This window comes from Pollutimonas harenae (assembly GCF_004153685.1).
GTDB lineage: Bacteria > Pseudomonadota > Gammaproteobacteria > Burkholderiales > Burkholderiaceae_B > Pusillimonas_C > Pusillimonas_C harenae.
The window spans coordinates 1,025,281-1,040,132 of record NZ_SDQD01000002.1 but is presented as its reverse complement, the minus strand read 5'-3'; the positions used below and the strand labels follow the sequence as shown (position 1 = coordinate 1,040,132).

Annotated in this window: 15 protein-coding genes; 12 read left to right on the top strand and 3 right to left on the bottom strand. The window is 59.3% G+C overall.

What is annotated here, in order from left to right:
- Positions 1-159 precede the first annotated feature (159 nt).
- From flhB to flhF, 3 genes are read left to right on the top strand one after another with little or no spacing between them, the layout of a single operon-like run.
- A complete protein-coding gene (flhB, locus tag ERD84_RS11735) occupies positions 160-1,320 on the top strand; it encodes a flagellar biosynthesis protein FlhB (RefSeq protein ID WP_130039788.1) in 1,161 nt (386 codons plus the stop codon).
- Positions 1,317-3,431 carry a flagellar biosynthesis protein FlhA gene (gene flhA, locus ERD84_RS11730; protein ID WP_130039787.1) on the top strand — a complete coding sequence of 705 codons (2,115 nt, stop codon included), beginning with the start codon at positions 1,317-1,319 and terminating at the stop codon, positions 3,429-3,431. Before flhB ends, flhA begins: the two co-directional genes overlap by 4 nt.
- Entirely contained in the window at positions 3,428-5,749 is a 2,322-nt protein-coding gene (gene flhF / locus ERD84_RS11725; protein ID WP_130039786.1) for a flagellar biosynthesis GTPase FlhF, read from the top strand. Before flhA ends, flhF begins: the two co-directional genes overlap by 4 nt.
- On the opposite strand, the gene ERD84_RS11720 is transcribed toward flhF, so the two are convergent.
- The 3 genes from ERD84_RS11720 to flgA form a co-directional block, all read right to left on the bottom strand.
- A complete protein-coding gene (locus tag ERD84_RS11720; protein WP_130039785.1) occupies positions 5,746-6,222 on the bottom strand; it encodes a flagella synthesis protein FlgN in 477 nt (158 codons plus the stop codon). The two genes, flhF and ERD84_RS11720, sit on opposite strands and share 4 nt — an antisense overlap.
- A gap of 7 nt (positions 6,223-6,229) precedes the next feature.
- Complete coding sequence (flgM, locus tag ERD84_RS11715; protein ID WP_130039784.1) at positions 6,230-6,523, bottom strand: flagellar biosynthesis anti-sigma factor FlgM; 294 nt, start codon at positions 6,521-6,523, stop codon at positions 6,230-6,232.
- Positions 6,524-6,645: 122 nt separating this feature from the next.
- A complete protein-coding gene (flgA, locus tag ERD84_RS11710) occupies positions 6,646-7,356 on the bottom strand; it encodes a flagellar basal body P-ring formation chaperone FlgA (protein ID WP_130039783.1) in 711 nt (236 codons plus the stop codon).
- Positions 7,357-7,483: 127 nt separating this feature from the next.
- Here flgA and flgB point away from each other — a divergent pair, with 127 nt between their 5' ends.
- From flgB to flgJ, 9 genes are all read left to right on the top strand, one after another.
- A complete protein-coding gene (flgB, locus tag ERD84_RS11705) occupies positions 7,484-7,897 on the top strand; it encodes a flagellar basal body rod protein FlgB (RefSeq protein WP_130039782.1) in 414 nt (137 codons plus the stop codon).
- Between the two features lie 32 nt (positions 7,898-7,929).
- On the top strand, positions 7,930-8,346 hold the full coding sequence (flgC, locus tag ERD84_RS11700) for a flagellar basal body rod protein FlgC (protein WP_130039781.1): 417 nt from the start codon (positions 7,930-7,932) through the stop codon (positions 8,344-8,346).
- A 39-nt stretch (positions 8,347-8,385) separates the two neighbouring features.
- Positions 8,386-9,072 carry a flagellar hook capping FlgD N-terminal domain-containing protein gene (locus tag ERD84_RS11695; protein WP_130039780.1) on the top strand — a complete coding sequence of 229 codons (687 nt, stop codon included), beginning with the start codon at positions 8,386-8,388 and terminating at the stop codon, positions 9,070-9,072.
- A gap of 77 nt (positions 9,073-9,149) precedes the next feature.
- Entirely contained in the window at positions 9,150-10,361 is a 1,212-nt protein-coding gene (flgE, locus tag ERD84_RS11690) for a flagellar hook protein FlgE (protein ID WP_130039779.1), read from the top strand.
- Between the two features lie 10 nt (positions 10,362-10,371).
- Complete coding sequence (gene flgF, locus ERD84_RS11685; protein WP_130039778.1) at positions 10,372-11,118, top strand: flagellar basal-body rod protein FlgF; 747 nt, start codon at positions 10,372-10,374, stop codon at positions 11,116-11,118.
- Positions 11,119-11,168: 50 nt separating this feature from the next.
- Complete coding sequence (flgG, locus tag ERD84_RS11680) at positions 11,169-11,954, top strand: flagellar basal-body rod protein FlgG (RefSeq protein WP_130039777.1); 786 nt, start codon at positions 11,169-11,171, stop codon at positions 11,952-11,954.
- A gap of 3 nt (positions 11,955-11,957) precedes the next feature.
- Positions 11,958-12,641 (top strand): flagellar basal body L-ring protein FlgH, encoded by a 684-nt coding sequence (locus ERD84_RS11675; protein ID WP_130039776.1) that lies wholly within the window; start codon positions 11,958-11,960, stop codon positions 12,639-12,641.
- Between the two features lie 7 nt (positions 12,642-12,648).
- Positions 12,649-13,803, top strand: a complete 1,155-nt coding sequence (locus ERD84_RS11670) for a flagellar basal body P-ring protein FlgI (RefSeq protein WP_130039775.1) — start codon at positions 12,649-12,651, stop codon at positions 13,801-13,803.
- 9 nt (positions 13,804-13,812) lie between these two features.
- Entirely contained in the window at positions 13,813-14,793 is a 981-nt protein-coding gene (gene flgJ, locus ERD84_RS11665; RefSeq protein ID WP_130039774.1) for a flagellar assembly peptidoglycan hydrolase FlgJ, read from the top strand.
- Positions 14,794-14,852 lie beyond the last annotated feature (59 nt).

Genomic DNA, 14,852 nt, shown 5'->3' with positions numbered 1-14,852 from the left:
GACTGTCCGGGCCGCACGCTGATGCAGGCCCGCCATTCCCTCCGGGCGAACTAGGCGCATTTATCCGGTTTGCTCGGGCCTTCGGCCATCGGTGTCTGGACCTAGAATCTGCGTGGACTGATTCTGGTCTTTGAACGCAAGAACTAGCACTGGCACTGAATGGCAGAGGACAGCGACCTCGAAAAAACCGAACCCGCCTCTCCCCGGCGCCTGGAAAAGGCGCGCGAGGAAGGGCAGGTTGCGCGCTCGCGCGAGCTCAATACCTTTTTGCTGCTGGCCGCTGGCGTTGCCACCTTGTGGCTGAGCGGCGCCAGCTTGTACGAAGGCCTGACCGATATTCTGCGTACAGGATTGTGGTTTGACCTGCGGGTCGGACACGATACCGATGTCATGCTGGCGGTGGCGTTCGCCTCGGCACTGCAAGCCGTCATGAAACTGTTGCCGCTGTTCGCAGTGCTGGTGGTCGTGGCCATACTGGCGTCCGTGGCGCTGGGCGGTTTCCTGTTGTCGGGCAAGGCGCTGGAGCCCAAGTTCGAACGGCTCAACCCCATCAAAGGCGTGGGCCGCATGTTTTCGGCGCAGACTCTGGTGGAACTGATCAAGACGCTGGCCAAGGCCTCGGTCATCGGCATTGTTGCGGTGATGGTCATGTCGCATTACCTGGATCAGATGATTTCCCTGATGCACGCTACGGTCTCCGAAGCACTGACCAGAGGGATGGGTCTGGTGGCATTGTGCTGCGCACTGATTGTGGGTGGCCTGATACTGATTGTGCTGATCGATGCGCCCTGGCAGATTTATAGCCATTACAAGAAAATGCGCATGTCGCGCGAAGACGTCAAGCAAGAGCACAAGGAAAGCGATGGCGATCCGCATGTAAAGGGTCGCATACGCCAGCAGCAGCGCGCCATGGCACGCCGCCGAATGATGTCCGAGGTGCCTGGTGCCGACGTCATCGTGACCAACCCTACGCATTATGCGGTCGCGCTTGCCTACAAAGAAGGCCAGGTGGGCGCACCGCGCGTCGTGGCCAAGGGGTCCGGCCTGGTGGCTGCCCGCATCCGCGAGCTGGCGCAAGAGCATAAGGTTCCCATGCTGAGCGCGCCGCCCCTGGCGCGCGCCCTGCATCACCATGTCGAGCTGGGCCAGGAAATACCCGGCGACCTGTATGCCGCAGTGGCCGAGGTCCTGGCCTGGGTCTTTCAGCTGCGCAGCTGGAACAGTGGCATGGGCGCTGAACCTGTGCGGCCTGCCGGTCTGCCTGTACCGGCAGAATTTGATCCTGCGCACACTAACGGGGCACCCGCCCACGCATCATGAACAGTTTTATTGCATTACTTAAAGACAATGGCTCGGCCCACGCCCGCCTGATGGCCGGCCCAGTGCTGATCCTCATGGTGCTGGCCATGATGATCCTGCCCTTGCCGGCCTTTATTCTTGATTTGTTGTTCACCTTCAATATCTCGCTGGCGGTCATGATTCTGCTGGTGGCGATGTTTACCAAGAAGCCGCTGGATTTCGCCGCCTTTCCCGCTGTATTGCTGTTTGCGACATTGCTGCGGCTGGCGCTTAATGTGGCCTCGACCCGAGTGGTACTGCTGCATGGACACAAGGGGCCGGACGCGGCCGGCCAGGTTATTGAGGCCTTCGGGCACTTTCTGGTGGGTGGCAATTTTGCCGTCGGTATCGTGGTCTTCATTATCCTGGTTATCATCAATTTTATTGTGATCACCAAGGGTGCGGGCCGTATTGCCGAAGTGGGCGCGCGCTTTACCCTGGATGCCATGCCAGGAAAGCAGATGGCCATCGATGCCGATTTGAACGCTGGCCTGGTGGGCGAGGAGGAGGCGCGTCGGCGCCGCGCCGAGGTGTCGCAGGAAGCCGAGTTCTACGGCTCCATGGATGGGGCCAGCAAGTTTGTGCGCGGTGATGCCGTAGCGGGCCTGCTGGTGATGATCATTAATATTATTGGTGGTCTGATCATCGGCGTGGGTCAGCACGACCTTTCGTTCGCTGAAGCCGGGCACGTGTATACGCTGCTGACCATAGGCGATGGTCTGGTCGCTCAAATTCCGGCTCTGGTTATCTCGACCGCCGCAGGTGTGGTGGTGTCACGCGTGGCGACCGACCAGGACGTTGGTCAACAAATGGTCAGTCAGTTGTTTGCCAACCCCAACGTGCTGTTCATTACGGCTGGGATCATGGGCGCCATGGGTTTGATACCGGGCATGCCGCATATTGCTTTTTTGCTGCTGGCGGCTGCCATGGCGGGCGGCGGTTGGCTGATGTACAAGCGCCAGCAGGCAGAAAAGGAACAGCAGGCCGAGGAGCCCGCGAAGGCGCAAGCGGCGGTGGAAGCCGCGGCGGCCGAAGCCAGCTGGGACGATGTGGCGCTGGTGGATCCGCTGGGTCTGGAAGTGGGTTATCGCCTGATATCGCTGGTGGATCATGCCCAGAATGGCGAGTTGCTGCATCGCATACGCAGTTTGCGCAAGAAGTTCGCCCAAGAGGTAGGTTTTTTGCCACCAGTGGTGCACATACGCGATAACCTCGAGCTCAAGCCCAATGAGTACCGTATTCTCTTGTCTGGTGTCGAGATCGGACACGGCGTGGCCACGCCCGGGCAATGGCTGGCAATCGATCCTGGCGGCGTAAGCATGAAGCTGCCTGGCACGGCTACGACGGATCCGGCCTTTGGCCTGCCTGCCGTCTGGATTGACGTTGCCATGCGCGAGCAAGCCCAGATCGCAGGCTACACCGTGGTCGATGCAGGCACTGTCATCGCTACGCACCTGAATCACCTGATGCATCGTTACGGCGGGCAACTATTGGGCCGGCAGGAAGTCCAGCAATTGCTTGACCACATCGGTCGCGAATCACCGAAGCTGGTGGAAGACCTGGTGCCCAAGACCATCAGCCTCACCATGCTGCAAAAACTACTGCGCGGCTTGCTGGATGAAGAAGTACCTATTCGGGACATGCGCAGCATTATCGATACCTTGGCCGAACACGCACCGCGTCTGGCAGCGCTGAACCCGGCTGGATCCGGGCCCGATGCCAACGAACTGCTGGCCCTTACGCGTGTCGCACTGGGCCGGGCGATTGTGCAGCAATGGTTTCCGGGTGACGCCGAGCTACGCGTGATAGGCCTGGACCCACGCCTCGAGCGTGTCCTGACTCAAGCCCTGACCACCAGCGGCGCGCTAGAGCCTGGCTTGGCTGAAAGCGTGTTGACGGACGCCCAACGCGCTGTCCAGACGCAAGAGACCAATGGCGATGCCAGCGTACTGGTGGTTCCGCCCGTGCTGCGGGCTTCGTTATCCCGATTCCTGCGCCACCATTTTCCGCAGCTGGGGGTTCTGTCCAATGCCGAAATACCGGATGAGCGCATACTCAAAATTACTGCCCAGATAGGTGGGGCGACGCAATGAACATCAGTCGATTTCTGGGTAGCACCAATCGCGAAGCACTGCGCCAGGTTCGTCTTGCGTTGGGGCCTGACGCGCTGATCGTGTCCAACCGACGTGTCAATGGTGGGGTGGAAATCCTGGCCACTGACGCGACATCGGCTCAAGCAGCTGCTTCAGATGTGCCACAGATGCCGTCAAGCGCGGCCATGCCGCCCGCAAGCAATGCCCGTATTGAGGTCATGAGTGCCATTGGCGACATGCGGGGCGCTCTGGAAGCGCGCATGGATGATTTGATGTGGGGCAGCCATTTGCGTCGGATTCCCCAGGCGGCAACGCTATTCCAGACCATGCTCGGTTTCGGATTCAGCACGGCGTTGTTGCGTGCCATGCTCAAGCGTCTGCCGGAAGGGCTGTCAGGCAAGGCGGCCGTGCAGTGGGCCCGCCAGGAACTCATCACGCATTTGCCGGTGCTGGGTAGCGAAGACGATTTATGGACCAGCGGCCGTGCCATTGCACTGGTGGGGCCTACAGGAGTGGGCAAGACCACCACGATTGCCAAGCTGGCGGCACGCTGCCTGCGCCGTGCCGGCCCGGACAGCCTGGTGTTGCTCACTACCGATACCTACCGGATCGGGGCACATGAGCAACTGAAGATTTACGGTCGAATGATGAATGTGCCGGTACATGTGGCGCAGGACGTGCATGAACTGCAGGCCATCATTCGACAGACAAACCCCGGCCAGACGCTATTGATCGACAACGTTGGCATCAGCCAGCGTGATCACTATATTGCCGAGCAGGCCGCTATGCTGGCGGGCGCAGGCCGGCCAATCAGCCGCTTATTGGTGCTGAATGCCAGCAGCCATGGCGATACCCTGGACGAGGTAGCCCGCAGTTATGCCAACGACGGCGGTTCGCCGCCAGCGGGATGCATCATTACCAAAGTGGATGAAGCCAGCCGGATGGGCGCGGCGCTCGATACTGCTTTGCGATATCAATTGCCGATTCATTTTGTGTCGACCGGCCAAAAGGTACCGGAAGACCTAATGCCGGCGTATTCGGCCGAGTTGGTCGATCAGGCCCTGGCGCACAGCAATCCGGCCAGTGTCTTGTATGCGCCCACCGAGGCCGATTTTGCGGCGCTGATGTCGCTGAGCAAGCCAAGCAACGACAAGGACGTCAAGGCCGGTGCGGATCGGCGTCGTAGTCAATGGCTGCCGGGCCTGCTCTCGGTGACGGGTGGGGCGGCGGGCAGTGCACTGGCAATGGACGATCTGCAGACCGCCTGCGACTTTGTGGATGACGATGTTGCCCTGGCTCAAGCCTACGAATTATGGCGTGCGCCAGCCGGGTCGGATGGAGCGGCTAGGCTTGCGGGCCGCCTGCGACAGTTGGAACGGGTCGCTCATAACGCTCAGGCGGGCGAGGCCGGACCGTTGCTGGCGGTCCACGATCAGTGTCCCTTGAGTTTGCAAAATGGTCTGCGAGGCCATGTGCGGGCAAGCCTGCTGCTGAGCGGGCAGGGCAAGGCCCTGACCACGCCATTACAGCAACTGGCTTTTTCTGGCGGCTGGGTATCATCAACCGGGGAATCGGCCTCGGCGGCTCCATCCGCAAGCGATGCCTTGTTGCGCCAGATCGCTGCGCTAAGTTCTACAGGCTCGCTCATGCATGTGTTTGAGGGCGGCAGCCAGGCCTTATGGCGCAAGGTCAACGGCAGCGGCGTGCGCTGGCTTGCCCAGGTTTTTGGTGCTACTCGAGTGTTTGTCGATGATGGTGCGACTACGGTGGGTGCTTTGGCAAAGACTTTGCCGCATCAGCCGCTGGCGGCGGCCGAACTGCCAGTCGACCTTGATACTATCGCCGGCGTAGCCGCCCCGGATCTGGTGATATGGGCTGCATATTGCCCGGTGATTTTGCCTGCACGCCAGCAAGCACCCCTGAATTTACATATGGTCTCGTTGCGGGTGCTGCGGCGCCAGGATGGCAGTCTGATCAAGACACTATATGGTCTGGCCAAGCCTCAAGATGGTGCAGTGGTTTCCTGGCTGGCAGCCTGTCTGCTCATTCGTAGCGAAGCCCGTTCAGGTCTTCGGCAAACGCCGCAGATGTGGCGGTTGCTGGAACAAGGTCGTGCCTTTGAATCGGAACAGGAGCATGCGATGGTGGCAATACAGTGTGCCATGGCCGCCTGGAATCTGAGTCAGGGCAGCTCGGCGCGTATGGCTCGTTCCGTGGCGGCAAGTCTGGTGGGCAAGGCAACGCTGCCGCCCTCGTGTTGGGCGCCAGCATTGCTCAAGTTGTTTGCGCTGAAAGAGTTTATGCGCCCTGGACCTTAGCCGGCTTTAATATTCGTGCTTTGCGTCTTGCCACCCGGGCGGGTACGTCCTTTGGCATCGTACAGATTCTCGGCGCCAGCCAAGGTGCGTAGCATCTCCAGCGCTTGCTGGTTATGCTCAAGAAACGTATCGATAATGAGGCCGTTGGAGGCGTTCAGTTCGCTGGCCTGGCGGGTTTGTTCCAGCAGTTGCTCGCTGGCAGCACGTAGGGCAGGGTGCTTGTCGGTAGCGGCTTCGAGGCCAGCACGGTCGGCGCCATAACCCAACGTGGTCAGCATGGTCTGACGGGTTTCGCTTGCCTGGGCAAGTTGCGCGGCGTAGATGTTTTTTCTGGCAGTGCTCGTTGCAAGTGCGTCTTCGGCAACGCCGTTGGCCAGTATCTGCGCTTCTGATTCAAGCAGCTCGATAAACTCGCGCACCAGGGTTGTTTCGTGTTCCAGGCAGGTGTGCAGCTGGGCGATCGTGCTGTTCATCAGGTGTCTATTTGAGCAGGTCGCGCACGCTGGCCAGAAGGCCGTCGGCTATGCGACTGGGGTCTATTTTGAGTTGTCCGGACGCGATAGCATCGCGCAGTTCCTGGACACGCGCCACGTCGACGTCATTGTCGGCGTTTTCGAGACTGGACAAATGCCTTGCGGCGCTACTGAGGTCGACCGAGGGCTTGCCGCTGGCCGCCGAACCGGAAGCCGGCACATTCGTGTTGTTCACGCCATCGCTCCGCGTGCCTGCCACGGGGCCGGTCGGGGTATTCAGGGGGGATGATGTGATTTTCAAGTGTTTTCTCCGGAATGCTGCAGCTAGTGTACTGCGTATGCTCAGTTCTTTTACGGTCGAAAACCCACGAACTTTAGGGCTAATACTTGTTTTTGCCAGCGCTTACTTCAGGCAGCGTCTGCTTACATGATTATGCGGACCGTATGGGCATTGACCACCACACCGCTGATGACTTGTCCCGAACTCGCTCGCACCTGGATCTGGGTACCAGGCGCGCCGCTTTGCAAGGCCTGGCCTTCGCCGGTTGCGACAAAGCCGGCACCCCGAGCCTCTGTGCGTACCACCTGGCCGCGCTGTATCGACTCAGGGTCGCGCAGGGCACTGGACTTGATGGGACTGCCTGCGCGTATGCGTTGGCTGGTGATATAGCCGACCACCTGACTGGGGTCGAAAACAATATTTCTGGCCAGGCGCAGGATGTCGCCTTCGCGGGCGGCCATGTCATCGAGCGACACCACCTCTCCGACATCCATATTGCGATTGGCCACATAGTAATAGCCCTGGATACTCAAGGTGACCTTTACATGCGACGTCCATACGGCGGGCTCCACACAGCGCACACCCACCGACATGCGTGAACGCAGCCGCTGTCCTGAGGGTAGATAGGCTTGCAGCTGATCACAGGCCTGCTGGTTCTGTATGCGCGGCGTTTCAACGGTGACCTGGACCGAGCCGGGGTAAGTGCTGGCCTGTGAATGCAGGAAGTCCTCGACTTCGGCGACCACCAGGGCAGGGTCTTGCACTGCGGGGGTTGCATTGGCGGGCAGGGCGGCCTGTGCTGATGTAAACACCGCACACAGCGCGAGGATGAAAATGAGCCATGACTTTTGCATGAGGTCATTTTATAGAAGGGGCTGGCTGGGCAATGCGGGAATTGGCTGTCAATTCGCGCCTTGTTTCATACTTTGTCTAGGCAGCATGGCCTTTACTATGCATGTATCTTCAGAACGCAGGTGCCATATGATTGACCGTATCGGTGACGACTTGGGCTTTTACCAGACAACGCTGGCCTTGCGCCAAAGGCGCCAGGAAGTGCTGGCTGCCAATATCGCCAATGCCGATACACCCAACTACAAAGCGCGCGATTTTGATTTTACTGCCGCGCTGCGCCAGGCCATGGATGGCGGCGGCAGCATGCATTTGCCCGATACACAACTCGCCTTGACGTCGGTTCGCCATATTCCGGCCAAAGCCGTTACACCAGACCCAGCACCTCTACTGTACCGGCAACCGCTGCAACCCAGCATGGATGGCAATACGGTAGATATGGATGTGGAACGCGTAGCCTTTGCCGACAACACAGCTAACTATCAGACCGACTTGACCATCATCTCGGCCCGTATCAAAGGCATTATGGCTGCGCTGCAGCAGTAACGCAGGCAGACACTGAACATTACAGGATTCTCATGTCGACCAGCAGCATATTTCAGATCGCGGGCTCTGCCTTAACGGCGCAGTCGCAGCGTATGAACGTCACGGCCAGCAATCTGGCCAACGCAGACAGCGTGACGGGTCCGGATGGCCAGCCTTATCGCGCCCGCCAAGTGGTGTTTCAGATGACACCTGTAGCCGGTCAGTCGCAGACGGCCGCCGTGGGTGGCGTACGGGTGGCCGCTGTTGTGGAAAGCGCTGCGCCTCCCCGACTGCAATACGACCCCAAGAACCCCTTGGCCAATGCCGACGGTTATGTCGCCATGCCCAATGTGGACGTGGTGGCTGAGACCGTCAACATGATTTCCGCCTCGCGCTCTTATCAGGCCAATGTTGAAGTGATCAACACGGCAAAAAGTCTGATGATGCGCACGCTGTCAATAGGCCAGTAAAGCCATGCCTATCGTCCAGACCTTTATCCGGAGCAAAGCGTGACCACCAATACCGCCGCAGTGAGCAAGACAGACACTAACCCGATGGGCTATGCCCAGGCTGGCACCAACAGCCTGATGGGCGACACCCAGGACAGATTCCTGACATTGCTCGTCACGCAGTTGCAGAACCAGGATCCGCTCAACCCTATGGATAACGCGCAGGTCACATCGCAGATTGCGCAGCTGTCCACGGTGAACGGCATCAATCAATTGAACACTACTTTGCTGGCACTGTCGGGCCAAATGGATGTGTCGCAGTCCATGCAGGCTGCCGGCCTGATCGGCAAAGAGGTGCTGGTGCCTGGCAGCAAGATTTCATTAGGTGGTGAAACCGGCGAGAAGGTGTCCACACCTTTTGGTATCGACTTTATATCGCCGGCCACGAAGGCAACCGTAACGATACTGGACAGCACAGGCACGGCTGTACGTCAGCTGGAGCTGGGTCCTCAGCCGGCTGGCATCGTCTCCATGCAGTGGGACGGCAAGGGCGATGGCGGCGTTGAACTGGTCAATGGTGCCTATACCGTCAAGGTGGCCGCATCCGATGCAGACGGCAATCCCGTATCGTCGGGTGCCTTGATGTACGGCAAGGTAGGCAGTGTGGCGTACTCGTCCAGCGGCTTGCAGCTGGATCTCGGTCTGGCGGGCAAGTTTTCGCTTCTGGACATAAGAAAAATCATGTAGTTGCGGTAGCGGTACGCGGTGTCGCCACGGTGTGCGCCGCACTTCTAAAACATAGTTAAAAGTTAACGAGGTATATCATGGGTTTCGGACAAGGTCTAAGTGGATTGAACGCCGCCGCACAGAATCTGGATGTGATCGGCAACAATATTGCCAACTCCGGCACGGTCGGCTTCAAGTCTGGCACAGCGTCATTTGCCGATGTCTATGCCAGCTCGCGCGTGGGTCTGGGCACGCAGGTGGCCAGCATTAATCAACGCTTCACCATCGGCTCAGTATCCAGTACCGGTAACCAGTTCGATATGGCCATTGATGGGGCCAGCGGCTTGTTCCGGGTAACCGACCCCAGTGGCAGCGTACTGTATACGCGCAACGGCCAGTTCTCGCCGGACAAGGATGGCTACCTGGTCAATGCCCAGGGCTATCAGCTGACAGGCTACGAAGAGGGCGGCACCAATCTGGTGCCGGTACGCGTTCCGTCGGGCAATATCGCGCCGTCAGCAACGTCTACCGTGACGTCCAAAGTAAATGTGGATGCGAATGCGCCGCTGGCGGTGGGTACCTTCGACCCCGCCGTACCCAGTACCTACACACATTCGCTGCCCATCAACGTCTACGACTCCCTGGGTAATTCGCATCAAATGATGCAGTACTTTGCCAAGCGGCCTTCGGAAGCGGCTACACCTGATATCAGTGAGTGGGACGTCTACTATCGCATCGGCGGTCAAGCTGTCACTGATCCGGTGAGTGGTGTTGAGCGTATGCGCTTTGATCAGGGCGGACGCCTGGTGGAGCCTACGGCCCCGGTAACCGTGCAGATGGCTACGGTTCCCGGCGCTTCGCCCGCCAATGCCCTGAACTTCACCGTCGACTACGCCGGCTCCACGCAGTTCGGTGGCGATTTCACTTTCAACTTCAACCAGAATGGCTACCCTACGGGTGAATACGCCAGCATGGCCATCGCGGCGGACGGTTCCATTGTGGCCAGCTACACCAATGGCGAAACCCAGTCCATGGGTTCGCTGGTATTGGTGGACTTTGCCAACTTGCAGGGCCTGCAGCCGGTGGGTGGCAATGCCTGGATCGAAACCTCGACCTCGGGCCAGCCCATACTTGGTCGCCCGGGCTCCAATGGGATGGCGCGCATCAAAGGCCAGGCGGTAGAGGAGTCCAACGTGGACATGAGCCAGGAACTGGTCAACATGATTATTGCGCAGCGTACCTATCAGGCCAATGCGCAAACCATCAAGACACAGGATCAGATCATGCAGACCCTGATCTCGATGCGTTAAATAAACCGACATGGATCGCATTATTTATACGGCGGCCGGTGGCGCCGCCCGCGTGCTGGAACAGCAGTCCGTCATCAGCAACAACCTGGCCAACGTCAATACGGCAGGCTTTCGCGAGCAGATGGCCATCTACCGTTCCGTGCCCGTGGTCGGTGCCGCGCCCACGCTGCCCACGCGGGTTTCCACGGTCACCTCTACGCCGGCCAGCCATTTGGGGCAGGGCGTGATGGTGGAAACCGGCCATGCGCTCGATGCCGCCATTACCGGTGATGGCTGGTTCAGCGTGCAAACACCGCAGGGCGAAGCCTATACCCGTGCCGGTGAATTTGCCGTCAACGAGCAAAACCTGCTGGTCACCAGCCAGGGCTACCCGGTGCTGTCGGCCGACGGCGCGCCGGTTGAAATTCCCGAGCGCGGCGCGGTGACTTTCTCGGGTGATGGGCAGATATCGGTGCTGGGCGCCGGCGATAGGCCAAACGACATACAGTTGATCGGCCAGCTCAAGCTGGTTAATCCCCAACCGGACGGCCTGCTGCGTGGTGGCGATGGCCTGTTTCGCGCGGCCAATGGGCAAGCCGCGCCAGCCGATCCGCAGGTGCGCATGATTGCCGGTTTTGTCGAGAAAAGCAATGTGAACCCGGCCGAAGCGATGGTGGGCATGATTGCCAATGCGCGTCGTTTTGAAATGCAGATGAAAGTCATACAGGACGCGAGCTCCAACGCTGAGCGTGCCAATTCCATACTGTCCACCAATTAATGCCATACGGTACCGATGCGGCATGCCGCATCCACACAAGGATATAGATCATGATACGTTCGCTCTGGATCGCCAAGACGGGTCTGGAATCACAGCAGACCAATATGGATGTGATTTCCAACAACCTGGCCAACGTCAATACCACAGGCTTCAAGCGCAGTCGCGCCAATTTCGAAGACTTGATGTACCAGACCATACGTCAGCCGGGCGCTCAGGTGGGTGCGGCCAACCAGTTACCCTCTGGCTTGCAGATAGGCACTGGTGTGCGTACGGTGGCGACCGAGCGCATTCATACGCAAGGCAACCTGAAAGACACCGGCAATTCGATGGATATCGCCATTCAGGGCAAGGGTTTTTTACAGGTAGAGATGCCTGACGGCACTTTCGCCTACACCCGCGACGGCAGCCTGCAGGTGGACCAGAACGGACAGCTGGTTACGGCCGGTGGTTACCCCATTCAGCCACCCATCAATATTCCCGACAATGCACTGACCATCACCATTGCCCGCGATGGCACGGTATCGGTGACACAACCGGGCGCAGCCGGCACCAATGTCGAGGTGGGACAGCTGCAGCTGAATACCTTCATTAATCCCACCGGTCTGCAAAGCGCTGGCGAGAATCTGTATGTGGAAACCGATGCGTCGGGCCCGGCCAATTTTGCTCAGCCTGGCCTGGATGGTGCCGGCCTGGTGTTGCAGCAGTACACCGAAACGTCCAACGTGAATGTGGCCGAGGAATTGGTCAATATGATCACCACCCAGCGCGCCTATGAAATGAACAGCAAGGCCATCGAGACGTCAGACCAGATGCTGGCGCGCCTGACCCAACTGTAAACCATGCTTAAACGTTTTAGCCGCTTTCTGTTGTGCTGCGCCATTGCCGTGATCTCGGGCTGCGCGCTGGTGCCGCCCGAGCCCGTCGTGACTGGGCCGTTGACGGCGCCTCCGCCGCTGCCGCCACCGGCGGAGGCGCTGGCCAATGGTGCCATTTACCAGCCGACCGCTTATGGTAATTACCCCTTGTTCGAAGACCGCCGGCCCCGCAATGTGGGCGACATCGTGACGGTCATCATCCAGGAGAAAACCAACGCGGCCAAGAACGTGCAGACCCAGACCGACCGCAGCGGCAGTGCCGACTTTGGTGTAACGCTCGCACCGGACCTCATGTCCAGCAACTTCTCCAAGCAGAGCTTCGATATGAGCGGCGGCAATGTGGCTAATGGCACAGGTTCCAGCAGCGCTGACAATAAGTTCTCGGGCACTTTGACAACTACCGTGGTAGGCGTGCTTGCCAATGGCAATTTGCAAATTGCGGGTGACAAGCAAATCGCGATCAATCGCGGCAGCGAGCATATTCGTTTTTCAGGTGTGATCGATCCGCGCTCCATCACCGGCTCCAATACCGTGCTATCCACCCAAGTTGCGGACGCGCGCATTGAGTTCCGCAGCAAAGGCACGATGGACGAAGTCCAGACCATGGGCTGGCTGCAGCGTTTCTTCCTGAATATTTCTCCGTTCTGATACCAACATGATGCAGGCCTTGAATTCCTTTTTTATCCGTCGCTTGCGCCTGCATACAGGCCGGCTGGCGCTTGTCGGCCTGGGCTTGCTGTTGGCGATGGCGCCGCAGCTCGTGCAGGCCGAGCGTGTCAAGGATCTGGCGTCCATTCAAGGCGTGCGCGCCAACCAGTTGATCGGCTACGGCCTGATCGTTGGCCTGGACGGTAGCGGCGACCGGGTTCGCCAGACACCCTTCACGCAGCAAAGCCTGACCAATATGCTTTCGCAGCTGGGTATCACGGTGCCGCAGGGTACCAATATGCAGGTCAGAAACGTAGCGGCTGTGATGGTGACGGCCCGCTTGCCGGCTTTCGCGCGGCCCGGCCAGACGGTGGACGTCGTCGTGTCGTCCATGGGTAACGCCAAAAGCCTGCGCGGCGGTACGCTTTTGATGACGCCGCTCAAGGGTGCCAATGGCCAGGTTTATGCGATTGCCCAGGGCAACCTGCTGGTGGGCGGAGCGGGTGCGGAAGCCGGAGGCTCGAGCGTGCAAATCAACCAGTTGAATGGCGGGATTATTTCCAATGGGGCGATTATCGAACGTGCTGTGCCTACTACTTATGCCCGGGATGGCATCGTGAATCTGGAGTTGAACACGACCGATTTCGGTACGGCGCAAAACCTGGTTGTGGCATTGAACAAGCAGTTCGGCCGGGGTACGGCCACGGCACTCGACGGCCGTGTCGTACAAGTGCGCGGCCCCTTGGATCCTCACGCCCAGGCAGCATTCCTGTCACAGGTAGAAAACCTGCAAGTTCGCGTAGCACCCGCACGCGCCAAGGTGGTCATCAATGCGCGTACTGGTTCGGTAGTAATGAACCGTACGGTGACCATAGACGAAGCGGCCATCGCCTACGGCAATCTCTCGGTGGTGATCAGTCGTCAATCGGACGTCAGCCAACCTGATACCCCCTTCGGTGGCGGGCAGACTGTGGTCACGGACAACACTCAGATAGAAATGCGTTCCGAGAGCGGTAGCCTGCAACGCGTGCGCACCAGCGCCAACCTGGCTGATGTGGTCAAGGCATTGAATGCCCTGGGTGCGACGCCTCAAGATTTGCTTTCGATTTTGCAGAACCTCAAGAGTGCCGGTGCCTTGCGCGCCGACCTCGAGATCATTTAGGCGAACGCCGTGGCTTTCGTTCAATACATTCCCCGGCCTGCACCCGATGCCTTGTCGTCGCTGGATTTCAGTGGACTCAACAGCCTGAAGCAGGGCGTCAACGCCGGTACACTGGAATCGGACCAGGCCGAGCGCAAAGTTGCGCAGCAGTTCGAAGCCCTGTTCATCCAACAAATGCTCAAGCAGGCGCGCCAGGTGTCGAACCAGCCGTCTTTGTTCGACAGTGACCAGACCCGCCTCGCCCAGGACATGAGTGATGAGCAGATGGCCTTGCAATTGGCCAGCCCCGGGCTCGGCCTGGCGCAGGCCTTGCTGGACCAGATACAAGCCAGTCAGGGGCGGACGACCAACACCTTGGGTAAAGAGCCCACGCCGCCCGAGCTGGCCGCTACGCGCTTGCCCTCCTTGAAGTCCCGCATTGGCGACGACAGGCGTGAAGATGCGCCTTCGATTTCTGCATTGATCGATATGCTGGCCAAGAACCCCATCGCGGAAAAGATTTATTCCGCCATCAAGGGCGCGCCCGAGCATATACAGAATTTTGTCAGCCGGATGTCCGAGGCGGCCAAAGTGGCGGCGGCGGAAAGCGGTGTCCATGAAAAACTGATACTGAGTCAGGCTGCGCTGGAGTCGGGCTGGGGACGCCGCGAAATCAAGGCGGACGATGGCAGCACCAGCTACAACCTGTTCGGCATCAAGGCCACTGGGGGCTGGAAGGGCAAGGTGGTGCACATCATGACTACCGAGTACGAAAACGGTGTGGCCCAGAAAGTGAGGCAGCCTTTCCGTGCCTACGATTCTTATGCCGAGTCGTTCGCCGACTATGCCCGCCTGATCAGCCAGAACGAGCGCTACAGCGGGGTGCTGGATGCGCTGTCGGCCGAAGATGCGGCGCGCCGCATTCAGGCGGCCGGCTACGCCACCGATCCGGCTTATGCCGACAAGCTTATTTCCATCATGGGCTATTTCGACAGCGGTCCACGAAGCTGACGCTGAAACTCGCTCCCATGATTAAAGATTTGTCGGGACGGGCCGTTAACGCAGTAGTT